This is a genomic window from Streptomyces venezuelae (assembly GCF_008642335.1).
GTDB classification, from domain to species: Bacteria; Actinomycetota; Actinomycetes; order Streptomycetales; family Streptomycetaceae; genus Streptomyces; species Streptomyces venezuelae_F.
Genome location: NZ_CP029191.1, coordinates 7,535,806 through 7,558,465, shown reverse-complemented (window position 1 = coordinate 7,558,465; position 22,660 = coordinate 7,535,806). Strand labels below are relative to the sequence as shown.

The 22,660-nt window shown below is 71.7% G+C and carries 18 protein-coding genes; 4 read left to right on the top strand and 14 right to left on the bottom strand.

The genetic code is table 11. The features are described from left to right. Nucleotides 1-4: 4 nt before the first annotated feature. The 10 genes from DEJ49_RS33780 to DEJ49_RS33735 all read right to left on the bottom strand — a co-directional run bounded on the left by DEJ49_RS33780 (nucleotide 5) and on the right by DEJ49_RS33735 (nucleotide 12,449). On the bottom strand, nucleotides 5-1,207 hold the full coding sequence (locus DEJ49_RS33780) for a sensor histidine kinase (RefSeq protein WP_223833097.1): 1,203 nt from the start codon (nucleotides 1,205-1,207) through the stop codon (nucleotides 5-7). A gap of 177 nt (nucleotides 1,208-1,384) precedes the next feature. Beyond that, nucleotides 1,385-2,038: a response regulator transcription factor gene (locus tag DEJ49_RS33775; RefSeq protein WP_150187632.1), complete on the bottom strand. Its 654-nt coding sequence runs from the start codon at nucleotides 2,036-2,038 to the stop codon at nucleotides 1,385-1,387. A 191-nt stretch (nucleotides 2,039-2,229) separates the two neighbouring features. Then, nucleotides 2,230-4,407, bottom strand: a complete 2,178-nt coding sequence (locus DEJ49_RS33770) for an ABC transporter ATP-binding protein (RefSeq protein ID WP_150188654.1) — start codon at nucleotides 4,405-4,407, stop codon at nucleotides 2,230-2,232. A 47-nt stretch (nucleotides 4,408-4,454) separates the two neighbouring features. Beyond that, nucleotides 4,455-4,679, bottom strand: a complete 225-nt coding sequence (locus tag DEJ49_RS33765; RefSeq protein WP_150187631.1) for an MbtH family protein — start codon at nucleotides 4,677-4,679, stop codon at nucleotides 4,455-4,457. 89 nt (nucleotides 4,680-4,768) lie between these two features. Beyond that, nucleotides 4,769-5,590 (bottom strand): alpha/beta fold hydrolase, encoded by an 822-nt coding sequence (locus tag DEJ49_RS33760; RefSeq protein ID WP_150187630.1) that lies wholly within the window; start codon nucleotides 5,588-5,590, stop codon nucleotides 4,769-4,771. A 12-nt stretch (nucleotides 5,591-5,602) separates the two neighbouring features. Beyond that, complete coding sequence (gene dpgC, locus DEJ49_RS33755) at nucleotides 5,603-6,913, bottom strand: (3,5-dihydroxyphenyl)acetyl-CoA 1,2-dioxygenase DpgC (protein WP_150187629.1); 1,311 nt, start codon at nucleotides 6,911-6,913, stop codon at nucleotides 5,603-5,605. Next, the gene (dpgB, locus tag DEJ49_RS33750; protein ID WP_150187628.1) at nucleotides 6,910-7,596 is read right to left on the bottom strand and encodes an enoyl-CoA-hydratase DpgB; all 687 of its coding nucleotides are present in this window, start codon (nucleotides 7,594-7,596) and stop codon (nucleotides 6,910-6,912) included. Before dpgB ends, dpgC begins: the two co-directional genes overlap by 4 nt. A gap of 14 nt (nucleotides 7,597-7,610) precedes the next feature. Continuing rightward, nucleotides 7,611-8,696 (bottom strand): 3,5-dihydroxyphenylacetyl-CoA synthase DpgA, encoded by a 1,086-nt coding sequence (gene dpgA, locus DEJ49_RS33745; RefSeq protein WP_150187627.1) that lies wholly within the window; start codon nucleotides 8,694-8,696, stop codon nucleotides 7,611-7,613. Between the two features lie 61 nt (nucleotides 8,697-8,757). Further along, nucleotides 8,758-11,049 carry an aminotransferase class I/II-fold pyridoxal phosphate-dependent enzyme gene (locus DEJ49_RS33740; RefSeq protein WP_150187626.1) on the bottom strand — a complete coding sequence of 764 codons (2,292 nt, stop codon included), beginning with the start codon at nucleotides 11,047-11,049 and terminating at the stop codon, nucleotides 8,758-8,760. Between the two features lie 167 nt (nucleotides 11,050-11,216). Beyond that, entirely contained in the window at nucleotides 11,217-12,449 is a 1,233-nt protein-coding gene (locus tag DEJ49_RS33735; RefSeq protein WP_190329537.1) for a prephenate dehydrogenase, read from the bottom strand. A gap of 187 nt (nucleotides 12,450-12,636) precedes the next feature. On the opposite strand from DEJ49_RS33735, the gene hppD reads away from it, so the two are divergent. The 3 genes from hppD to DEJ49_RS33720 all read left to right on the top strand — a co-directional run bounded on the left by hppD (nucleotide 12,637) and on the right by DEJ49_RS33720 (nucleotide 17,434). Beyond that, nucleotides 12,637-13,773, top strand: a complete 1,137-nt coding sequence (hppD, locus tag DEJ49_RS33730; RefSeq protein ID WP_150187624.1) for a 4-hydroxyphenylpyruvate dioxygenase — start codon at nucleotides 12,637-12,639, stop codon at nucleotides 13,771-13,773. Then, nucleotides 13,754-14,884, top strand: a complete 1,131-nt coding sequence (locus DEJ49_RS33725) for an alpha-hydroxy acid oxidase (protein ID WP_223833096.1) — start codon at nucleotides 13,754-13,756, stop codon at nucleotides 14,882-14,884. The genes hppD and DEJ49_RS33725 overlap by 20 nt, the downstream gene beginning before the upstream one ends. A 201-nt stretch (nucleotides 14,885-15,085) precedes the next feature. Next, a complete protein-coding gene (locus DEJ49_RS33720) occupies nucleotides 15,086-17,434 on the top strand; it encodes an ATP-binding cassette domain-containing protein (protein WP_150187623.1) in 2,349 nt (782 codons plus the stop codon). A gap of 8 nt (nucleotides 17,435-17,442) precedes the next feature. Here the strand turns inward: DEJ49_RS33720 and DEJ49_RS33715 are convergent, their stop codons facing one another. Genes DEJ49_RS33715 through DEJ49_RS33705 form a run of 3 tightly spaced genes read right to left on the bottom strand, consistent with a single transcriptional unit; the run spans nucleotide 17,443 to nucleotide 20,855 of the window. Beyond that, nucleotides 17,443-18,189, bottom strand: coding sequence for a succinate dehydrogenase/fumarate reductase iron-sulfur subunit (locus tag DEJ49_RS33715; protein WP_150187622.1), 747 nt, complete (start codon nucleotides 18,187-18,189; stop codon nucleotides 17,443-17,445). Then, a complete protein-coding gene (locus tag DEJ49_RS33710) occupies nucleotides 18,186-20,144 on the bottom strand; it encodes a fumarate reductase/succinate dehydrogenase flavoprotein subunit (RefSeq protein ID WP_150187621.1) in 1,959 nt (652 codons plus the stop codon). The genes DEJ49_RS33715 and DEJ49_RS33710 overlap by 4 nt, the downstream gene beginning before the upstream one ends. Before the next feature lie 3 nt (nucleotides 20,145-20,147). Next, nucleotides 20,148-20,855, bottom strand: coding sequence for a succinate dehydrogenase (locus DEJ49_RS33705; RefSeq protein WP_150187620.1), 708 nt, complete (start codon nucleotides 20,853-20,855; stop codon nucleotides 20,148-20,150). A gap of 95 nt (nucleotides 20,856-20,950) precedes the next feature. Here DEJ49_RS33705 and DEJ49_RS33700 point away from each other — a divergent pair, with 95 nt between their 5' ends. After that, nucleotides 20,951-21,826, top strand: coding sequence for a LysR family transcriptional regulator (locus DEJ49_RS33700; RefSeq protein ID WP_150187619.1), 876 nt, complete (start codon nucleotides 20,951-20,953; stop codon nucleotides 21,824-21,826). A gap of 10 nt (nucleotides 21,827-21,836) precedes the next feature. On the opposite strand, the gene DEJ49_RS33695 is transcribed toward DEJ49_RS33700, so the two are convergent. Beyond that, on the bottom strand, nucleotides 21,837-22,580 hold the full coding sequence (locus DEJ49_RS33695) for a VOC family protein (protein ID WP_150187618.1): 744 nt from the start codon (nucleotides 22,578-22,580) through the stop codon (nucleotides 21,837-21,839). Nucleotides 22,581-22,660: the final 80 nt, after the last annotated feature.

Genomic DNA, 22,660 nt, shown 5'->3' with positions numbered 1-22,660 from the left:
TTTCCTATTCCGGGGCGGGGCTCAAAGAGCGGGAGCCGGCGTCGTACGACTCGGTGGCCGGTGCCGTCGTCCGCAGGGGGAAGCCCACCTCCACGACGAGGCCGCCCTGCGGGCGCGCGTGCGCGTTGAGGGTCGCGTCGTGTGCGGCGGCGATGGAGCGCACGATCGACAGGCCGAGCCCGTGGTGTCCGTTGTCGGCTTTCCTGCCGATGCGCTGGAAGGGCTCGAAGAGGCGGCTCACGCCGGTGGGCGGGATGCGGGGGCCGGTGTTGGAGACGCGGACGAACGCGCAGCCGCCCCGTACGCCCGTCACGACCGTCACCCAGCCGTCGGGCACGTTGTACCCCATGGCGTTGTCCACGAGGTTGGCGACGAGGCGTTCGACGAGGGCGTCGTCACCCCAGAGGCTCGCGGGGTGGAGGTGCGCCTCGACCCGCAGGTTCCTGTGGTCGGCCTCCTTGCGTGCGCCGACCAGCACGCTGCCGGTCAGCTCGGCCAGGTCGAGCGGCTCCCTGCGGTCCAGGCCGCGCTCGCTGCCGGAGAGGGTGAGGAGCGACTCCAGGAGGCGGGCCTGCTGTTCGCTGAGGGTGAGGAGGCGCTCGAAGTTCGACCGGAACGAATCCACCGTGGCCTCACGGTCGATGAGGGACTCCTCCAGGAGCGCGTGTTCCACGGTCAGGGGGGTGCGCAGTTCGTGTGCCGCATTGGCGACGAACCGTTTGTGGGAGTCCAGGGCCGCTTCGAGGCGGCCGAGGAGGCCGTCGACGGTGTCGGCCAGGTCCTTCAGTTCGTCGCCGGGCCCTTCGACGGCGAGGCGTTCGTGGACGTTGTGCGCGGAGATGCGCTGGACGGTGCTGGTGATGGTGCGCAGGGGGCGCAGCACCCGGCCGGCGACGACCCAGCCGAGGCCGATCGCGATCACCGACATGATCGCCAGTGCGATGCCGGACTGGGTCAGCAGGTGCTGCATCTCGGCGGCGTGCTGGCGCACCGCCTGCTGTTGCTGCGCGTGGGCGAAGCTGTCGACCGCGCCGGGGACCTCGTCGCGCGTGTACATGTGGACGCCCGCGTCGCCGGGTGATCCGGAGCCTCCGCGGCGGCTGACGAGGACCGTGCTGGTGGGGCGGTTGACCAGCAGGTAGGTGATCGTGAGGAGGACGGCGCCGGAGATGACGAAGAGCAGGCCGTACAGGAGGGTGAGCCGCATGCGGACCCGCCGGGGCACGAGCCGCGAGACGAGCCCTGCGCGGGGCGGTACGGCTCGGGTCGGGGTGCCGTGCGACCTGGCTGGACGTGACCTGGCCGGACGTGACCGGGCTGTACGTGACCGGGCCGACCGGGCCGCGCTTCGCAGACGCTTCGTCATCTCGTCTCGCTCACATCGTCAGATCCGGTATCCGCCGCGGGGCACGGTTTCGATCACCGGCGGGGAACCGAGCTTCGGCCGCAGCCTGTTGATGGTCGCCTTGACCGTCGTCGTGAACGGGTCGGTCGCCTCGTCCCACACCCGCTCCAGGAGCTCCTCGGCCGATACGACGCGGCCGCGGGCGGCCAGCAGGTATTCGAGGACCCCGAACTCCTTGGGCGTGAGGGCCAGTCGGTCGCCGGCGCGGGTCGCGATGCGCTGGGCGGGGTCGAGCCGCAGGTCGCCGTGGACGAGGATCGGCGGGACGGCCGGCTGGGCGCGGCGGGCCACCGCCCGGATGCGGGCGACGAGTTCGGCGTACGCGAAGGGCTTGGGGAGGTAGTCGTCGGCGCCGAGGCTGAGCCCTTCGACGCGGTCCGCGATCGTGCCGGACGCGGTGAGCATGAGGACGCGCGTGCGCGCCGGTTCCGCCATCAGGGCTCCGCACACCTCGTCGCCGTGCACGGTGGGGAGGTCGCGGTCGAGCACCACCACGTCGTAGTCGACGACGGAAGCCCGTTCCAGCGCGTCCTCTCCGTCGTAGACGACGTCGACGGCCATGCCTTCCCTGCGCAGCACTCTGGCCACGGAGTCCGCCAGTTCGGTCTGGTCCTCGGCCACCAGCACCCGCACAGCCCCACCCCCCGATGGATCATGGCTGACCAGGATCTCCGAGCGGGGGTCACACACTGGTCACAGCCCACCGCCCCGGCTCGCCCACACTCAGCCTACCGGCGGGGCGTCCGCACCGGACCGGTACGGCGGAACGGCATCCGCGGCGCGGGGTGCCGCGCCGCGGATGCCGCGGGAGGGGAGGGTTGGTCTCATCCGTGGCCGGGCGGCGGCGGGCCGCCGGGGCCTGGGCCGTGGTGGCGGCGTGGACCTCCCTGGCCACCGCCTGGTCCACCCGGACCACCTGGTCCGCCGGGTCCACCGGGTCCGCCCGGACCACCGGGTCCCGCGAGGAACACGCCCGGTCCGCCGGGGAAGGCGCCGTTCGGGCCGCCCGGCATCGGTCCGCCGGGCCCGCCGGTGAGCACCGGTCCCGGGCCGTGCGGGCCGCCGACCGGCTCGGGCACGGGGGCGTCGCCGTTGTCCGAGGGCTGGCGGGAGAACTGCGTGCGGTACAACTCCGCGTACAGGCCTTCCAGTCGCATGAGCTCCTCGTGCGTGCCGCGCTCCTGGACCCGGCCCTTGTCGACGACCAGGATCTGGTCGGCGTCCCTGATGGTGGAGAGCCGGTGGGCGATCACCAGGGAGGTGCGACCCTTCAGCGCGGACTGCAGGGCGCGCTGGAGTGCCGCCTCGGACTCCGAGTCGAGGTGCGCGGTGGCCTCGTCGAGCACGACGATGGGCGGCGCCTTGAGCAGCAGCCGTGCCATCGCGACGCGCTGCTTCTCGCCGCCGGAGAAGCGGTAGCCGCGGTCGCCGACGACGGTGTCGAAGCCGTCGGGCAGCGAGGAGATCAGGTCCCAGATCTGTGCCGCCTTGCACGCGTCGATCAGTTCCTGCTCGGTCGCGTCGGGCCGTGCGTAGGTGAGGTTGTCGCGGATCGTCGCGTGGAAGAGGTGTGCGTCCTGCGTGACCATGCCGACGGTGTCGTTCAGCGACTTCAGGGTGACGTCGCGGATGTCGTGGCCGCCGATCCGGATGACGCCCTCGACGGGGTCGTAGAGGCGTGGCACCAGGTGGGTGATGGTGGTCTTGCCCGCGCCCGACGGGCCGACCAGGGCGGTGAGTTTGCCCGCGGGGACGGTGAAGGTCAGGTCGCGGAGCGTCCACGTGTTCTGGGTGCGTTCCTGCGCGGGCAGGGCGATGGACTCCAGGGAGGCGAGCGAGACGTCCGCGGCCTTCGGGTAGCGGAACGAGACGTTCTCGAACGTGACCTCCGGTGCCGTGCGGCTGCCGTCGGCGGCCGCCGTGGCCGAGGCGGCCGGCAGCGGGATCGCGTTCTCCTTCTCGGAGATGAGCGGCTTCAGGTCGAGGATCTCGAAGAGCCGGTCGAAGCTGACGAGGGCCGTGAGGACGCTCGTCTGGGCGCTGGACAGCTGGTTGATCGGGCCCATCAGCCGGGTGAGCAGCGTCGCGAGGGCCACCAGCGTGCCGATCTGGAACGTGCCCTCGATGACGAGGGCGCCACCGATGCCGTACACGAGGGCGGTGGCGATGGCGCCGACGAGCGTCATCGTCAGGAAGAGCATCTTGCCGTAGACGGAGGTCAGGACCCCCAGGTCGCGTCCCTTGCGGGCCAGCTTCGAGAACATGCCCGTCTCACTGGCGGGGCGGCCGTAGAGCTTGGCGAGGAGGGCGCCGGTGACGTTGAACCGCTCGTTCATGAACGAGCCGACCTCGGCGTTGACCTGCATGTGCTCACGCATGATCCGCTGCAGCCTGCGGCCGACGACCCGGCCCGGCAGGATGAAGAGCGGGATCACCACGAGGGAGACGACGGTGACCACCCAGGAGAGGTAGAACATCGCGCCGAGGACGAGGATCAGGGTCAGCCCGGCGGAGACCACCGTGGACAGCAGCGCCGTGACCGCCTGTTGGGCGCCGACGACGTCGGTGTTGAGGCGGCTGACGAGGGATCCGGTCTGGGCGCGGGTGAAGAACGCCAGCGGCTGGCGCTGCACATGGTCGAAGATCTTGGTGCGCAGGTCGTAGATGAGCCCTTCGCTGACGCGGCCCGAGTACCAGGCCTCCGCGAAGCCGAACACGGTGCTGAACAGGGCGAGGACGGCGACCGCGACGGAGATCCACACGACCACCGAGGTGTCCCTGGCGACGATGCCGTCGTCGATGAGGTACTTGAAGAGAATGGGAGTGGCCACCACGTTGCACGCGTTGAGCACGGTGACGACCAGGAGAACGCCTATGTTGAAGCGATACGGTTTCGTATAGGGGAGGATTCGCTTGGCCGTGCCACGCTTGATTTTCTGCTTGGTCACCGCCTCGTCGGGACCCATCCCCCGCATCAGTACCGGCCCCGGGCCGCCGATCATGGCCACGAAAACCTCCTGTTTTCGTTGTCGTTTCGGTCGGGGAGCGCCTAGCCGGCGGCTTCGAACTTCTCCATCTCGTCGATGAGACTCTGCGGACGCATGTCCGTCCAGTTCTCCTCGATGTAGTCCAGGCAGGCCTTCCGCGTGTCTTCCCCGAACACGGTCCGCCAGCCGGCCGGGACTTCGGCGAAGGCGGGCCAGAGCGAATGCTGGTTCTCGTCGTTGACGAGAACCAGGAAGGTGCCGTTTTCGTCGTCGAACGGGTTCGGCATAACCACTCCGATCAATTTCCGTCGGCAGGACGTGTTTCACGCTAGCCGGGCGGTTCGGGACCGACAAGGCCGTCCAGAACGCGTGCCGTTCACCGTGAAATGCGCGGGCACCGGCCGGCGAAGAATCCGGTGATCGCGGAATTCACTTCGGCGGGCCGCTCCAGATATCCGTAGTGGCCGCAGCCCGGAATCTCCGTGTAGACGCTGCCGGGAATGGCCCGCGCGACCTCGCGGGAGAGGTGCGGGCGGACGACGAGGTCGTCCTGGAACCCGATGACCAGACAGCGGCTGGTGATGTTCCGGTACGCGCCCAGCCGGTCGGGGACGAGTTGCAGGCCGAGCTGCCCGCGTACGCCCGTCACGTCCACGGCGGACATCTCGAAGACGGCCAGCCAGTCGCGCAGCCGCTCCTCGTCGTTGAGCGTGCGTGGGGACAGGTTCTGCAGGGCCTGTACGTAGGCGGCGAAGCGGGGCGGGAGTTTGCCGCCCGCGTCGCTGAGTTCGATGTCGGCGGCGGTCATCGCGGCGGTCAGGGCGTCCGTGCGGCCGCTCGTCGCCATCAGGACCGCCTGGTGGACGAGGTCGGGCCGGGCGAGCAGGAGTTCCTGGACCGCGATCGCGCCGAGCGAATAGCCGACGACCCTGCACGCCCCTTCTCCCAGGTGCTCGATGAGCCCCGCCACGTCCGCCACCATGTCGGCGAGCGTGAACCCCTCGGGGCACGGATCGCTCGGCGGGATGCCCCGGTTGTCGAGGGTGATCACCCGGTAGCCGGCGACGGTGAGGGCCGGCACCTGGTGCGTCCGCCACATGCGGCCGGGCGCGCCGGTGCCGGTGACCATGACCACCGGCTCACCGGTGCCGTACTCGTCGTAGCCGAGGCGGGTCCCGTTGATCCGGGCGATCGGCATCGTGGTGTCCCCTCACCGGGCGCTCGGCGAGGCCGCGGCGAACCGGCCGACCTTGTCGATGACGTCCTGTCCGTAGATGCGCAGGGCCTGTTGGAGTGCGAACTCCGCCAGGTACGCGCGGAACGCGTCGGGCGGCTCGTCGGCGAGGTTCAGCATCCGCCGGTTGGCGAGGACCGCGTCGCCGTCGAGCCGCGCCAGGCTCGCCTCGACGGCGGCGTCCATGTCCTCGGGTTCCACGACCTCGTCGACGAGGAGCCGCGCGTCGGGCTCGGCCGCCCTGATGCGGCGGCCTTCGAGGATGACCTGCCGGGACAGCCGTGGCCCCGCGTACCGGCCGAGCCGGAAGTTGGCGACGCCGGGGATGATGCCCTCCTTCGCCGCGGGGAGGCTCAGAAAGGCGTCGGATGCGGCGAGGACGTGGTCGCAGACCAGCAGGATCTGGGTGCCGCCGCCGATGGCGAATCCGTCGACGGCGGCGACCCACGGCTTCTCCACGAACGGCGACTGCCACTGCCCCGGGTGGTCGATCCGGATACCGCGGACGAGTTTGTGGAGGTAGCCGAGTTCGCGGCGCAGCAGGAAGCCGACGAGCGGAATGTCCCCGGAGCTGAGGCTCTTGAGGTTGATGCCGGCGCTGAACACGCGCCTGCCGTGGTAGCGGGGGTGGCGCATCACGCCGCCGCGCACCAGGCCGACCCGGACGGCCGGGTCGAGCAGGGCGAGGTCGACGGCGGTCTCCATGTCGTCGACCTGCCGTACGTCCTCGGCGTTGAGGCAGTCGTCCCTGCACATCGTCAGCCGTGCCACGCCGTCCGCGCCCCGCTCGACGCGCACCGACTCCATCTCGGCGACGCCGGTACGCGTGAACTCGTCCAGGAGCGCCAGGGCGCGGGGTGTCGGGCGGAGCATGGCGTCGAGAAGGTGCGGTCCCGCGTACGGGGAGCGGAGCACGGCCCGCAGGAAGATGCCCTGGTCGATCTCGTGCCCCTCCTTGGCGGCCTGCGGCTTGCTCCGCTCGGCGTCGAGCCGCTTCTCGTCGGGCACGAGGCCCGGGAACGCCGCGGCCGCCGCGGCGAGGAGCGCGTCGATACGCGGGGACTCGGCGCGGTCCGCGGTCAGCAGGGCATACACGGCGTCCGCGTGCGCGTCGAGGAAGGCGGACCGCAGGGCGCGGGCCGCGTCCTGCGCCGCCGCGACCTGTGCGCGTTGCCCGGAGGTACGCGCGGGCGGTTCCGGCAGGGCGGCCACCAGGTCGTCGACGCGGGCCACTGTTCCGGACGAGGTGACGAGACCGGACCAGCGGTCCTGTACGGAGTCGGTCATAAGGCCCGCGCCTCCGCCTCCGGCGTCGTGCCCTGCCGCAGCGCCCGGTCGCAGGCGGCGAGGTGCGCGCCGAGCGCGTCCTCGAAGCCGGTGGTCGCCGCGTCGAACATGAGCTGCCGCCGGATCGCGATCTCCTTGCCCGACAGGTCGCCGACGAGTGTGGCCACGGCCGCCACCGCCCCGGCGGGGTCGTCGGTCAGCTCGTCCACGACGCCGAGGGCGAGTGCCTCGGCGGCCCCGACCGGACGCCCGAAAAGGAGCGCGCCGCGGATCCGGGCGACCCCGGCCAGCCGCACCAGGCGGTAGCCGGCCATCCCGGGCCAGGTCGCCGTCGCGTCGCGCGGGAGCAGCAGCCGGGTGTCCGGGGCCGCGACGCGGACGTCGGCGGCGAGGAACGCTTCGAGCGCGGTGCCGCCGCAGTCGCCGTGCGCCACGGCGACCGTGGCCACGGGCAACCGCTCCAGGCGCCGCAGCGCACGCTCCCACTTGGTGACCAGCATGACGTCGAGGCTCCCGGCCCAACCGTCGTCCGGCGCGCCGGTGACGTGGACGGTCACCACGGGGCTGTCGCCGCCTGCGCCTTCCGCGTCCTCGGCCCGGTCGCAGAGCGCGGAGACCGCCTTGACGGCGGTGGCCGACATCGGCTCCGAGCCGTCCAGCTCCAGTGCGTACAGAGGGTGCATGGCCTCTCCCGTCCTCACCATCGGATCAGCGCCGTCTCGATCGTGGAGCCCGGACCCATCGTCATGAGCACTCCGTACTCGCCGGGCCGCGCGACGCCCTCTTCGAGGAGACGTTCGTACGAGAACAGGAACGAGCCGCTGGACACGTTCCCGTGGTCGCGCAGCACACCGACCGTGTGGCGCACGTCGTGGCGGGTCAGGCCGAGGTTGACCACGACCGCGTCGATGACCTTCTTGCCCCCGGAGTGGACCAGCCAGTGCCGGATGTCGCTCCTGCGCAGACCCGTGCCCGCAAGGAGGCGGTCGACGACGAGCTCGGCGTGCGCGCCGACCACGTACGGGATCTGCGGGTCGAGGAAGAAGCTGAACCTGCCCTGGACGCGGTCCCAGTCGTAGCGCATGGCGTCGACCGCTTCGGGGATGACGCAGCTCGCGAACTTGAGGACGGCGGGGGGCTCGGCCCCCTTCGGGGAGGGCGTGTGGTTCTCGCCGGCCAGCAGCGCGACGGCCGCCGCGCCGTCGCCGAACAGGCTGTTCACGACCGCCGTCCGCATCGTCGAGTCGACCGCGTAGGCCGCGGAGCACGCCTCCACGCAGAGCACGACGGCGAGTTCACCGGGGTGGGCCGTGGCCCAGCCGGCCACCACGCCGAGCGCGTTGAGGCCCGCGTTGCAGCCCATGCCGACGATGTCGGTCCGCGAACAGTGCCGGTCGATGCCCAGTTCGCGGATGAGCAGGGCGCTGATGCCGGGCGTGAGCAGGCCGGTGGAGGTCACGCAGCACAGATGGCGGAGGTCGGACAGTTCGGCGCCCGCCTCCTTCAGGCAGGCGCGCAGGGCCTCGCCGCCCATCTCCAGGGCCAGTGCCTTGTGCTTGTCGAGCAGGTCGCCCTGGGACTCGGGGGTGCGGACGCCGTCCGCGTCCTGCGCGGGGAGGGTGAGGTTGCGGCGCTCGATGGCGCTGTTGAGGAAGACGGAGCGCACTTTGGGGTCGGTGATCCCGAAGGCGTCCAGCACTTCCTGCTGCGAGTAGGAGGCGGGGGTGACGGCGGTGCCCACTCCGGTGATGCGGGGGCGGGTCGCCAGGGCGGTGGTGGTCATCGGAAGGTCCACCCCCACATGCGTGGTTTGCTGCGCAGATGCCGCGTGCTGCCGATCACGGTCAGGTCCCTTCTCGTGGGGCGGAGTCTCGTGCGGAGAGGTCTCGTGCGGAGAGGTCTCGTGCGGAGGGGCCGCGTGCGGTCTCGGACTCGATGAACCGCACGAGCCGTGCGACGCCCTCGCTGATCTGGGCGGGCGTCAGATAGCTGGTCGACAGGCGGATGCCGTGCAGGCCACCGCCGCCGGGATGGAAGTACGTCATCGGCGTCCAGATGACGCCGAAGTCCTGTGCCGAGCGGATCAGCGCGGCGTTGTCCGCGCGGAACGGCACCCGCAGGGTGAGGAAGAAGCCGCCGGTCGGCTCGTTCCACCGCACGCCCAGGGCCTCGCGGCGCTCGGTGGGCAGGTGCGTGGCGAGCTCCCTGAGCGTGGCGCGCATGGCGTCGCCGTAGTACGCGGACGCCGCGCTGTTGAGCTCCGAGACCTTGCCGCCCGCCGCGAGGAGCGTGCCCGCCACGGCCGCCTGGCTGAGCGATGAGGTGTTGACCGTCACCATGCTCTTGATCTTGGCGAGGTCGTCCGCGAGCAGTCCGGTGCGCCCGGACGCGTCGACGACGGGCTGGTCGGCGACGACGAACCCGACACGGGCGCCGGGGAACACCGTCTTGGAGAAGGAGCCGAGGTGCACGACCGTGTGCGCGCGGTCCTGCGACTTCAGGGTCGGCAGCGGCGGACCGGGGCTGACCAGGCGGTACGGGCTGTCCTCAAGGATCAGGATGCCGTGCCGGGCGGCGAGTTCGAGGAGTTCGGCGCGGGCCTGCGGGCCCATGGTGGTGCCCGACGGGTTCGAGTGGTCCGGGACGACGTAGAAGGCGCGGGGCCTGCGGCCGCGGGCCCGTTCGTTTCTGATCGCCGCCTCCAGGTCGGCGCAGGACACGCCGTCCTCCCGCTCCTCCACGGGGGTCACGGCGATGTCCAGGAGGCGGGCGGCGCCGGTGATGCCTACGTAGCAGGGGCTGGAGACGAGGAGCACGTCGTCGGGGCCCGTGATCAGGGCGCGCAGGACGAGGAGCATGGCTTCCTGCGCGCCGACCGTCACCACGATGGACTCGGCCGGTACGTCGATGTTCTCGTCGGCGCGCAGCGAGTCGGCGATGATCTCGCGGATGAGGCCCGCCGTGGGCCCGTACTGGTACATGGCGGTCCGCACCTGCTGCGGTGAACTCCCCTGCTCCTCCAGGTGGTTCAGGTAGCGGCGCAGGTGGGTGAAGATCTGTTCGCTGTCGAAGAATCCGTCGTAGGGGCGCCCCGGTGCGAAGGAGATCGCCTCGGGGTAGCGGGTGGTGATCTCGTTGAGGAACGTCATGGTGTCCAGGACGGGGTCGGACACACTGGCGTGCAGTTCGGCCCTCCGCAGCGGCCGGGTGACCGGGGGCGGCGCCGGATCGGCCGGGCGCGGCCCGGTGCGGACCGGGCCGGGGCCGATGTCCGCGACCGTGGCGGTGCCCGTGAACGTCATCGCGTCGCCCAGTTCCCGGACGAGGGCGTCGAGGACCTCCGCCACGCCCGCGCGCCCGCCGGCCCGCAGCCCGTGCAGGACGGGGCGTCCCGCGAACACCGCGTCGGCGCCGTCGGCGACCGCCGTCAGCACGTCGGCGCCGCGCCGGACCCCGCCGCTCAGGAGGACGCGGCAGCGTCCCCCGACGCTCTCCGCGATCCCGGGGAGCGCGTCGAGCGAGGTGACGACGACACCGTCGGCGCCGCTGTCCAGGGCGCGTCGCGCGTCGGCCGCGTTCCGTACGCCGACGACGAGCAGCGGCAGGGCGGTGGCGGCGCGCAGACGGTCCACGTCGGCCCAGTCGGCGCGTGCGTCGAGCAGGGAGCGTACGTCGCTCAGTGGCCCCTGCGCCGGCAGGTTGGCGGGGGCGGCGGCCCGCTTGAGGCGGAGGTCGTCGAGGCCCCCCAGAGCGAGGAGGACGGCGCCGAACCCGGCGTCCTCGGCGCGTTCGGTGAGCTGCCGCTCGGTGGCGTGCTCGCGGAAGGCGTAGGTGCGCAGCCACGGCGGGACCTCGGTGGCGGAGCCGAGTTCGGCGAAGGTCCGCTCCGCGAAGGCGCCGACCACGCACGGGAGTTGGGCCGCTCCGGCCGCCCGGACGACGGCGAGTTCACCGCCGGGCCGCGCGGGTGCGGAGAGCGGACCGACGACGAGCGGCGCCGACCATACGCGGCCGAGGACCTTCACGGTGGTGTCGGGCAGCCCGGGAGTTGCCGGGCCGCCCTGGCGCAGCCCCCTCCGTTCGAACGCCTCGCGGTTCGCGGCCGATGTGCCGCTGTCGGCCGTCTGTTCCGGCATGAATGTCTCCCCGGCGTCCGGAAGTTATCGGGAAAGTGCTGTCCGTCGCTCAGAGTCACACGCTTCTCGACGGACCAACAGCGCGTCCAACCGGCCGATTCGCACACTTGGACAGGCACGGACAGGCACGGACACGGGCGGACACGCTTGCACATGCTCGCCGATGGTCACTGTGGGCGACGGCCGGATCGGACCGTGTCGGCGAGCAGCACGCCATCGAGGTCGAGGTCGGGATCGGAAGCGTGGCCGAGCGCGCTGTCGGGATCGCGGTCCTCTTCTCGCTCTCGTACGACATCCCAGCCCCCGGCGTCGAGCACGGCCATGAGCCGGTCGGCGGTGTGGGCCGGAACGCCGAAGCGGACGGCGAACCCCGAAGCGGCCGCGCCGTCCGGACCGCCAGCACCGTCCGCGGGGCCCGCGCTCTCGACACAGGCGTCGTCCGCGGCCACGCCCACCTCCGCCGCGGCGGCGAGCAGCCGCGCCAGCTCTCCCGGGCGGTCCGCGACGGCGACCCGTACCCGAGCTCCCCCGCCCGCGGCGCCGAGCCGGGTGTCCGGGATCTCCGCGAGGCCGGAGATGCCCCGGTCGAGGAGGTCCACGAGCGTGCGCATGCCGTGGTCGCGCCCGCTGCCGCCGGGTTCGGCGAGCGCGTCGAGGGCCGGTACGAGGCGGGACAGGTCCGTGTGCAGGTCTTTGAGGACGCCGGCGATCGCCGGGGCGTTGGACTGGAGGATGTCGCCCCAGAGCCGTGAGTTGCCGCCCGCGATCCGCGTGGCGTCGCGCAGGCCCTGTCCGGCGAGGCCGGCCAGGTCGGCCGGGCCCTCGCGCAGCCTCGCGGCCAGCAGGCTGGCCATCAGGTGGGGCACGTGGGAGGTCACGGCCACCGCCGCGTCGTGGTCCTTGCTGCGCATCACCACCGGGACGGCCTCGCACAGGGCGACCAGTTCCAGGGCCCGGTCGAAGGCGTCGTCCGAGGTCAGCCGGGACGGGGTCAGCACCCAGTTGCGGCCGCGGAAGAGGTCGGCGCGGGCGGCGAGCGGGCCGGAGCGCTCACGGCCCGCGAGCGGATGCCCGCCGATGTAGCGGTGCGGGTCGGGGGCACGGCTGAGGGCGGCCCGCTCGGGGCCCGCCTTCACCGACGCCACGTCGGTGTAGGCCGCGGCGAGCCCGCGCTCCTGCGCCTCGGCGAGCACGGCGCCCACCAGGCTCGGCGGGACGGCGATCACGGCCAGATCCACCGGGCCGGCCGGCGGGTCCACGATTCCGGCGCCGAGGGCGGCGGCGGTGCGGGCCGCGGCCGGGTCGCGGTCGGCGAGGAATACGGTCACGCCGCGCCGGGTCACCGCCAGGGCGACGGAGGTGCCGATCAGGCCCGTACCGATGACGGCCATGGTGCGCATCACTAGTCATCACCCGTCACTAGTCATCACCCGTCACTGGCCACTACGCGCGCGAAAAGCCGCCGGCCTCAAACGGAAAAGGCCCGCCGATATTACGGCCGGGCGGCCGTCCATTGTGCGCGTGGCCAAATCCGAAAGCGGATCGTAGAGTCCAGAAGCTCATTTATCTCCGGCTCTGGAGACACTCATGAGGGATTTACCGGAATCAGCAGAAGCAGCGGAATCACCCGAGGCAGCGGATCCGCTCGCCGATCTCTCCATCGACTATGTGGAGATGTACGTCGAGGACCTGGACGCGGCGGTCGCCCACTGGACCGACCGGTACGCCTTCACGGTCGTCGGCACCGGCACCTCCGCGGAGCATCGCGGCGTCACGGTGCGGCACGGGCGGATCACGCTCGTCCTGACCCAGGCGACGTCCGAGCTGCACCCCGCGTCCGCCTATGTCATGAGCCACGGGGACGGCGTCGCGGACATCGCGCTGCGCACTGCCGACCCCGACGCCGCCTTCCACGCGGGGCTCGCCCGCGGCGCGATCGCCCACCGGTTCCCGCGGCAGCGTACGGAGAGCGGCGCCGGGGATTTCGCGGCGTTCCGCGGCTTCGGGGACCTGGTCCACACACTCGTCCGCCGCGGTCCCGACGAAGGCCCTGGACTGCCCGCGGGCCACACGCCGGTGGAGCGCGCGGAATCGGGCGCCGAACAGGCCGCCGACGTCGGCCTGTTGGAGCTCGACCACGTCGCCGTGTGCCTGCCCGCGGGCGACCTCGACTCGATGGTCGCGTACTACCGCGACGCCCTGGGCTTCCGGTTCGTCTTCGAGGAGCACATCGTCGTGGGCGCGCAGGCCATGGAGTCGAAGGTCGTGCAGAGCCGGTCCGGGACGGTGACCCTGACCCTCATCGAGCCCGACACCTCGGCCGCCACGGGCCAGATCGACGAGTTCCTCAAGGGCCACCAGGGTGCGGGCGTGCAGCACCTGGCGTTCTCCTCACGGGACGCGGTCGATTCGGTGCGGGCGCTTGCGGGGCGCGGCGTCTCGTTCCTGCGCACCCCGGCGTCGTACTACGACCTGCTCGGGCAGCGCGTGGAGCTCGGCGAGGAGCGGCTGGCCGATCTGCGGTCGACGCACGTGCTCGCGGACGAGGACCACGACGGACGGCTCTTCCAGATCTTCACCGCCTCGACGCATCCGCGGAAGACGCTGTTCTTCGAGGTCATCGAGCGCCAGGGGGCGGCGACCTTCGGCAGCGCGAACATCAAGGCGCTCTACGAGGCCGTGGAGCTGGAGCGGACCAAGCAGCGTGGATTCGACCAGCGCTGACCCGGCCGCCAACGGCGCCGTGCGCGCCGAGGACCTGCACTGCCTCGCCGACGCCGAACGCGCCGCCGCCACCGTTCTGCCGGCCGCCGTCCGCGACTTCGTGGCCGGGGGCAGCGGCGCCGAGGTGACGCTCGACGCCAACCGCACCGCGCTGGACGGGGTGTTCGTCGTCCCGCGCGTGCTCAGGGACGTGTCGAAGTGCACGACGGCGACCACGCTGCTCGGGCGCCCGGCCCGGCTGCCTCTCGCGCTCGCTCCGGTGGCCTACCAGCGGCTCGTGCACCCCGAGGGGGAACTGGCCGCCGCCCGCGCGGCGCGGGCGGCCGCTGTGCCGTTCACCGCGAGCACCCTCAGCAGCGTCCCCGTGGAAGCGCTCACGGCGCTCGGCGGGGACGTCTGGTTCCAGCTCTACTGGCTGCGCGACGCCGAGCGCTCCCTCGACCTGGCCCGACGCGCCGAGGACGCCGGGGCGACCGCGGTCATGCTCACGGTCGACGTGCCGTGGATGGGGCGGCGCCTGCGCGACGTACGCAACCGGTTCGCGCTCCCGGACCACGTGCGCGCCGCCCACCTGGAGGAAGGCCCGTCCGCGGCACACCGGGCACCGTCCGGTCCCTGTCACGGGTCCGCGCTGGCCGCGCACACGGCGGCGGTGTTCTCGCCCGCTCTGACGTGGTCCTCGGTGGAGGCGCTGCGGGAGCGCACCCGGCTGCCGCTGGTTCTCAAGGGGGTCCTGGCGGCCGAGGACGCGGTGCGCGCCGCCGAGTGCGGGGTGGACGCCGTGGTGGTGTCCAACCACGGCGGCCGCCAGCTGGACGGCGCCCTGCCGAGCGTCGACGCACTGCCGGAGGTGGTGGCCCAGGTGGCCGGACGCTGTGAGGTCCTGCTCGACAGCGGCGTCCGCAGCGGCACGGACGTGTTGCGGGCGCTGGCGCTCGGCGCGTCCGGCGTCCTGGTGGGCAGGCCCGCGCTCTGGGGGCTCGCCGTGGGCGGCGAGGGCGGGGTGCGGCGGGTCCTCGACCTGCTGGCGGACGAGTTCCGGGACGCTCTGGGCCTCGCGGGGTGCCCGGACACGGCGGCCGCGCGGGAACTGCGGACGGTCCGACACTGAGGCCGACACGACGGATTACGGAAATGCAAGCGTCCATCCGCAATTCGCCGCCCCGGAGCGAGTGGCCGGAAAAGCAGAAATACGCACTCCGCAATAACCGATCGGCGGAGGCGCGACGAGTGACGGCACGATTGGCAGCACGCCGAGCACGCGGACTAGAATCGTGGAGTTTGCCCCCGAGCCGCGTACGGAGCCCCGCCCATGCACAGCCCTCACGATCCGTACGTACGCGTCCGGGGCGCCCGGGAGCACAATCTGCAGGGCGTCGACGTGGACATTCCGCGCGATGTCCTGGCCGTCTTCACGGGCGTGTCCGGCTCAGGAAAATCGTCGCTCGCGTTCGGCACGATCTACGCCGAGGCGCAGCGGCGGTACTTCGAGTCCGTCGCCCCCTACGCCCGGCGTCTGATCCACCAGGTGGGCGCGCCGAAGGTCGGCGAGATCACCGGTCTGCCGCCCGCCGTCTCGCTCCAGCAGCGCCGCTCCGCGCCGACGTCCCGCTCCTCCGTCGGCACGGTCACCACCCTGTCCAACTCGCTGCGGATGCTGTTCTCGCGCGCGGGCCGCTACCCGGCGGGCGCCGAGCGGCTCGACTCGGACGCCTTCTCGCCCAACACGGCGGCCGGTGCCTGCCCGGAGTGCCACGGCCTCGGCCGCGTGCACCGCACCTCGGAGGAGCTGCTCGTCCCCGACGCCTCGCTGTCAATCCGCGAGGGCGCCATCGCGGCCTGGCCCGGCGCGTGGCAGGGCAAGAACCTCCGCGATGTGCTCGACGCGCTCGGGTACGACGTGGACCGGCCGTGGCGCGAACTCCCGCAGCAGGAGCGCGACTGGATCCTGTTCACGGACGAGCAGCCGGTCGTGACGGTGCACCCGGTGCGCGAGGCGGGCCGGACCCACCGCCCCTACCAGGGCACGTACATGAGCGCCCGGCGCTATGTCATGAAGACCTTCGCGGACTCCAAGAGCCAGACACTGCGCGCCAAGGCCGAGCGGTTCCTGGCGAGCGCGCCGTGTCCCGCGTGCGGCGGGAGCAGGCTGCGTCCGGAGGCGATGGCGGTGACGTTCGCGGGCCGTACGATCGCCGAGCTCGCCGCGCTGCCGCTGTCCGAGCTCGCCGAAGCCCTGGCCGGGGCGGCGGACACGTCCGAGACGGCGCGTGTCCTGACCGAGGACCTGCTCGCCCGCATCGCGACGGTCACCGAGCTCGGTCTCGGCTACCTCAGCCCGGACCGCGCCACGCCCACCCTGTCGGCGGGCGAACTGCAGCGGCTGCGCCTCGCGACGCAGCTGCGCTCGGGCCTCTTCGGCGTCGTGTACGTCCTGGACGAGCCGTCGGCGGGACTGCATCCGGCCGACACGGAGGCCCTGTTGACGGTCCTCGACCGGCTCAAGGCGGCGGGCAACTCCGTCTTCGTCGTGGAGCACCATCTCGATGTCGTACGGCACGCGGACTGGCTCGTCGACGTCGGTCCGCAGGCGGGCGAGCACGGCGGGCGTGTCCTGCACAGCGGCCCGGTGGCGGAGCTCGAAGGCGTCGACGAGTCGGCGACGGCCCGCTTCCTCTTCGACCGCGCGGCCCCGCCCGTACGCGACGTACGCCCGGCGCAGGGCTGGTTGAAGGTCGGCCCGGTCACCCGGCACAACCTGCGCGGCGTGACGGCGGAGATCCCCCTCGGCGCCTTCACCGCCGTCACGGGCGTGTCGGGGTCGGGGAAGTCCACGCTCGTCGGCGAGATCACCGAGGAGCTGCCGGGGGTCGGGCGGCTGGTGTGTGTCGACCAGAAGCCGATCGGGCGCACCCCTCGCTCCAACCTCGCCACGTACACCGGGCTCTTCGACGTCGTGCGCAAGGTCTTCGCGGCCACGGACACGGCGAAGGAGCGTGGTTACGGCGTCGGCCGCTTCTCCTTCAACGTGGCGGGCGGCCGGTGCGAGACCTGCCAGGGCGAGGGTTTCGTCAGCGTCGAGCTGCTCTTCCTGCCGAGCACGTACGCGCCCTGCCCCGACTGCGCGGGCGCCCGCTACAACCCCGAGACGCTCGAAGTGACGTACCAGGGGCGCAACATCGCGGAGGTGCTCGACCTGACCGTCGAGGCCGCAGCGGACTTCTTCGCCGACACCCCGGCCGTCATACGCAGCCTGCGCACGCTGCTTGACGTGGGCCTCGGCTATCTGCGCCTCGGCCAGCCCGCCACGGAGCTCTCGGGCGGCGAGGCCCAACGCATCAAGCTGGCCAGTGAGTTGCAGCGCGTCCGGCGCGGCCACACGCTCTACCTCCTGGACGAGCCCACGACCGGCCTGCACCCCGCCGACGTGGAAGTCCTCACCCGCCGCCTGCACGAACTGGTCGACGGCGGCAACTCCGTGGTCGTCGTCGAGCACGACATGGCGGTGGTCGCCGGCGCGGACTGGGTCATCGACCTCGGTCCCGGCGGCGGCGACCGCGGCGGACTCGTGGTGGCGGCGGGCCCGCCCGCGGAGGTGGCCCGCGCGGAGGGCAGCCGCACGGCGCCGTACCTGGCGCGGGCGCGCCGAACGCTGCGATAGGCGTCGGGCTACCGGCTCACCTTCCGGGTGGCCCGCAGCCACTCCTTGTTCATGGCGGCGATGGACGGCAGCGGAATGCCCTTCGGGCAGGCGGTGGCGCACTCACCGGCGAGCGTGCAGCCGCCGAAGCCCTCGGCGTCCATCTGCGCGACCATGTCGAGGACGCGCGTCTCCCGCTCGGGCGCACCCTGCGGAAGCACGTTCAGGTGGTTGACCTTGGCGGAGGTGAAGAGCATCGCCGACCCGTTGGGGCAGGCCGCCACACACGCCCCGCAGCCGATGCACTCGGCGTGCTCGAACGCCGAGTCCGCGTCCGGCTTGGGCACCGGCGCGGCGTGCGCCTCCGGCGCCGAGCCGGTCGGCGCGCTGATGTAGCCGCCGGACTGGATGATGCGGTCGAAGGCGGACCGGTCCACCACCAGGTCCTTGACGACCGGGAAGGCCGAGGCGCGCCACGGCTCGATGTCGATCGTGTCGCCGTCCTCGAAGGAACGCATGTGGAGCTGGCAGGTGGTGGTGCGCTCGGGGCCGTGCGCGTCGCCGTTGATGACGAGCGAGCAGGCGCCGCAGATGCCCTCGCGGCAGTCGTGGTCGAAGGCGACGGGGTCCTCGCCCTTGACGATGAGCTCTTCGTTGAGGGTGTCGAGCATTTCGAGGAAGGACATGTCGGAGGAGATTCCGTCCACTTCGTACGTGGACATCGCTCCGTCGGCGTCGGCGTTCTTCTGGCGCCAGACGCGCAGGGTGAGCTTCATGCGTAGCTCCGCTGGGTGGGGTGGACGTACTCGAAGACGAGGTCTTCTTTGTGGAGGACGGGGGCGGCGCCGGTGTCGGTGAACTCCCAGGCGGCGGCGTACGAGAACTCCTCGTCCACGCGGGCCGCCTCGCCGTCCGGGGTCTGGGACTCCTCGCGGAAGTGGCCGCCGCAGGACTCGGCGCGGTGCAGGGCGTCGAGGCACATCAGCTCGGCGAGTTCGAGGTAGTCGACGATGCGGTTCGCCTTCTCCAGGGACTGGTTGAACTCCTCGCCGGTGCCGGGCACCTTGATGCGGCGCCAGAACTCCTCGCGGATCTGCGGGATGCGCTCGAGGGCCTTGCGCAGACCGCTCTCCGTGCGCGCCATCCCGCAGAACTCCCACATCACTTCGCCGAGTTCGCGGTGGAAGGAGTCGGGGGTGCGGTCGCCGTCGACGGACAGGAGCAGGTTGAGGCGGTCCTCGGTCTCGGCGAGCACCTCCTGCACGACCGGGTGGTCGTCGCTCACCTCGTCCTTGTGCGGGTTGCGGGCGAGGTAGTCGTTGATGGTGGACGGCAGCACGAAGTAGCCGTCGGCGAGGCCCTGCATGAGGGCGCTCGCGCCGAGCCGGTTGGCGCCGTGGTCGGAGAAGTTGGCCTCACCGATGGCGAAGAGACCGGGGACGGTGGTCTGGAGGTCGTAGTCGACCCAGAGGCCGCCCATCGTGTAGTGCACGGCGGGGTAGATCCGCATCGGCACCTCGAACGGGTTCTCCGCGGTGATCCGCTCGTACATGTCGAAGAGGTTGCCGTACTTCTCCTCGACCTTCTTCTTGCCCATCCGCTGGATGGCATCGGCGAAGTCGAGATAGACGCCCTGGCCGCCGGGGCCGACCCCGCGCCCCTCGTCGCACACGTTCTTCGCGGCGCGCGAAGCGATGTCACGCGGCACCAGGTTGCCGAAGGAGGGGTAGATGCGCTCCAGGTAGTAGTCGCGCTCGTCCTCGGGGATCTCGGCGGCCGGCCGGTCGTCGCCCTTGGCCTTCGGCACCCAGATGCGGCCGTCGTTGCGCAGCGACTCACTCATCAGCGTCAGCTTCGACTGGTGGTCGCCGGTGCGCGGGATGCAGGTGGGGTGGATCTGGGTGAAGCAGGGGTTGGCGAAGTACGCGCCGCGCCGGTGGGCCCGCCACACCGCGGTGGCGTTGGAGTTCATCGCGTTGGTCGACAGGTAGAAGACGTTGCCGTAGCCGCCCGAGGCCAGGACCACCGCGTCGGCGAAGTACGTGTCGATCTTCCCGGTGATCAGATCGCGGGCGACGATGCCGCGTGCCCGCCCGTCGACGACGATCACATCCAGCATCTCGGTCCGCGGATGCATCTCCACGTTGCCCGCCGCGATCTGCCGGCTGAGCGCCTGATAGGCGCCAAGGAGCAGCTGCTGCCCCGTCTGCCCGCGGGCGTAGAACGTCCTGGACACCTGCACACCGCCGAAGGAGCGGGTGTCGAGAAGCCCGCCGTACTCGCGGGCGAAGGGCACGCCCTGCGCGACGCACTGGTCGATGATCTCGACGGAGATCTGCGCGAGGCGGTGCACGTTGGACTCGCGGGCGCGGAAGTCGCCGCCCTTGACGGTGTCGTAGAAGAGCCGGTGGACGGAGTCGCCGTCGTTGCGGTAGTTCTTCGCGGCGTTGATGCCGCCCTGTGCGGCGATGGAGTGGGCGCGGCGCGGCGAGTCCTGGTAGCAGAACTGCACGACGCGGTAGCCCTGTTCGGCGAGGGTGGCCCCGGCGGAGCCGCCCGCGAGCCCTGTCCCGACGACGATCACGGTCTGCTTGCGCCGGTTGGCGGGGTTGACGAGCTTCGCCTCGAAGCGTCGGGTGTCCCAGCGCTCGGCGATGGGACCGGTGGGCGCCTTGGTGTCGACGACCGGTTCGCCCGTCGTGTACGCGGAGTACTCACTGGAGTAGTTCATGGGTCAGCTCACCAGTCCGGTCATGACGGCCACGGGTACGGAGACGAAGCCCACGGTCAGCACGAGGGCGAGACCGTTGGCGAGGGGCTTGAGGACGCGGTTGCGGGTCGCGGTGCCCACGCCCAGGGTCTGCGCGGCGCTCCACAGTCCGTGCCGCACGTGGAAGCCGACGGCGACCACGGCGACGATGTAGACGACGTTGCTGTACCAGGTGGAGAAGGTGTCCACGATGTTCTGGTACGGCTTCAGGTGCTCGTAGCCGCCCGGGTGCACGGTGCCGGTCGTCAGGTCGAGGATGTGCCAGACGATGAACAGGGCGATGATGATGCCGCCCCACCGCATGGTGCGGGTCGCGAAGCTCGCCTCGCGCCGCTTGTGCACGTACCGGGTGGGGCGCGCCTTGATGTCGCGGCGGCTCAGCTGGTACGCGGACACGGCGTGCGCGACGACGGCGGCGACCAGTACGACGCGGAAGAGCCAGAGTGTCCACTCGTAGTGCATGAAGGGCTCGCCGAGGGTGCGGAGCCAGTGCGCGTAGTGGTTGATCTCCGCGGGGCCGAAGAAGATCTTCAGGTTCCCGATCATGTGCAGGAACAGATAGAGCAGCATGATCAAGCCGCTGACCGCCATCACCGTCTTCTTGCCGATGGTGGAGTCCCAGAGCGTGCGGGTCATGGACGGCCGTTTGTCCGTCCGCGTTGCCAGAGCCATGCCGAAGACGCTACGGCCGAAAGTCCCGATCGGTCCAAGAGATGGTCCAGCTCATCTCCATAGCTTCAGCCTATGCAGGCCCGTAAGCTCCGGGTATGCAGTTCCAGCAGCTCCACTACTTCGTGGCCGTCGCCGAGACCCGGCACTTCACGCGGGCGGCTGAGGAGGTCCACGTCTCCCAGCCCTCCCTCTCGCAGCAGATCCGCGCCCTGGAGAAGGAGCTGGGCGCCGAACTCTTCAGCCGGGCACGCGGCAACATCACCCTCACGGACGCGGGCGAGGCGCTGCTCCCGCTCGCCCGCCGCATCCTCGCCGACGCGGACACGGCCCGCATCGAGGTGCAGGAACTGGCGCAGCTGCGCCGCGGCCGGATCCGGCTCGGCGCGACCCCGAGCGTGTGCACGGGCCTGCTCCCGGACGTCCTGCGCGCCTTCCACGACCGCCACCCGGGGATCCAGCTCCTCATCGAGGAGAGCGGCTCGCACGACCTGGTCCGAGAACTGGCACGCGGCGCGCTGGACCTGGCCCTGGTGGTCCTCCCCCTCCCCACCCCATCCCCGGCCCTCACCACCCTCGAACTGCTCCGCGAGGACCTGGTGGTGGTCTCGGCACCCGGTGCGCGCTCCCTCGGCCGCACCGTCCGCATCGCCGACCTCCAGGGCGAACGCCTCGTGATGTTCCGCCACGGCTACGACCTGCGAGAACTCACCGTTTCCGCCTGCCGGGCCGAGGGCTTCGAGCCCGAGTTCGCGGTCGAGGGCGGCGAAATGGACGCGGTCCTCGGCTTCGTCCGCGCGGGCCTGGGCGTCGCGGTGGTCCCCCGCATGGTCGCGGAACGCTCGGGCCCCGACCTCCGCATGACCCCCCTGGCCAAGCCGAGCCTCCACCGAACGATCGCCCTGGCCCACCGCAGCGACGTGGCACCGCCACGGGCTGCACGCGAACTCCAGCGGATGCTGCTGGAACGCTGAGGCTCCCCGGCTACGGCAGTCTACCCGTCTCCGGGTCGCGGCCCGTGAGGCAGTACGTGATGCCTGCCGGGTCCCGCATCACGAGCCAGGTCGCGCCGCGTGACACGTAGGTGGCACCGAGCTGTTCGTGCCGGGTGCGGGTCGCGTCCGGGTTCGAGCAGGCCAGGTCCAGGTGCGCGCCGGCGGGGCCCGGGGTGTCCAGGCGCTGGAGGAGGAGGCGGAGGGGAAGGCTTTGCGGGGATGTCACCCGGTGGAACTCGGGGCGTGTGGTCGGCGTGGAGTCCCAGCCCGTGAGGGTCGTCCAGAAGGCGATCTCCGTGTCGTACGACTCCGGGGGAATGTCCACGCACACCTGGTCCAGGCGGCTGACCGTGCCGTCGGGGGCCGTGAGCGGGGCCGGGCGGGACGTCTCGCCCGACCAGGGGACCACGCAGAAGACGAGGCCGGCCGGGGAGCGGAGCACCTCCAGGCCGTCCTCCGTGTGGACCGGGGCGGCGCCGAGTGCGCGGGCCTCGGCCGCGGTGGCGGCGATGTCGTCCACGGCGAGGTCCAGGTGGGTGCCGCCCGGACCGCCGTCGACGGCCTGCGCCTTGACGCACGCGTCGGCGGGGCCCGGGGGCAGCAGCGTCACGAACTCGCCGGACGCGCCCCGGGGTGCGGAGAGGCGCGAGCCCGTGACCGTCGCCCAGAACGCGGCCGCCTCGGCGAAGCGGGCGCGCGGGCGGTCGATGAAGGCGTACGCCCAGCGGATCACCGCTCGCCCCGTCGTGTGGTCACGGTCAGCCCCTCCGTCGTCACCCTTCGGCCCCTCGCGTCGTCACGGTCAGCCCGTCG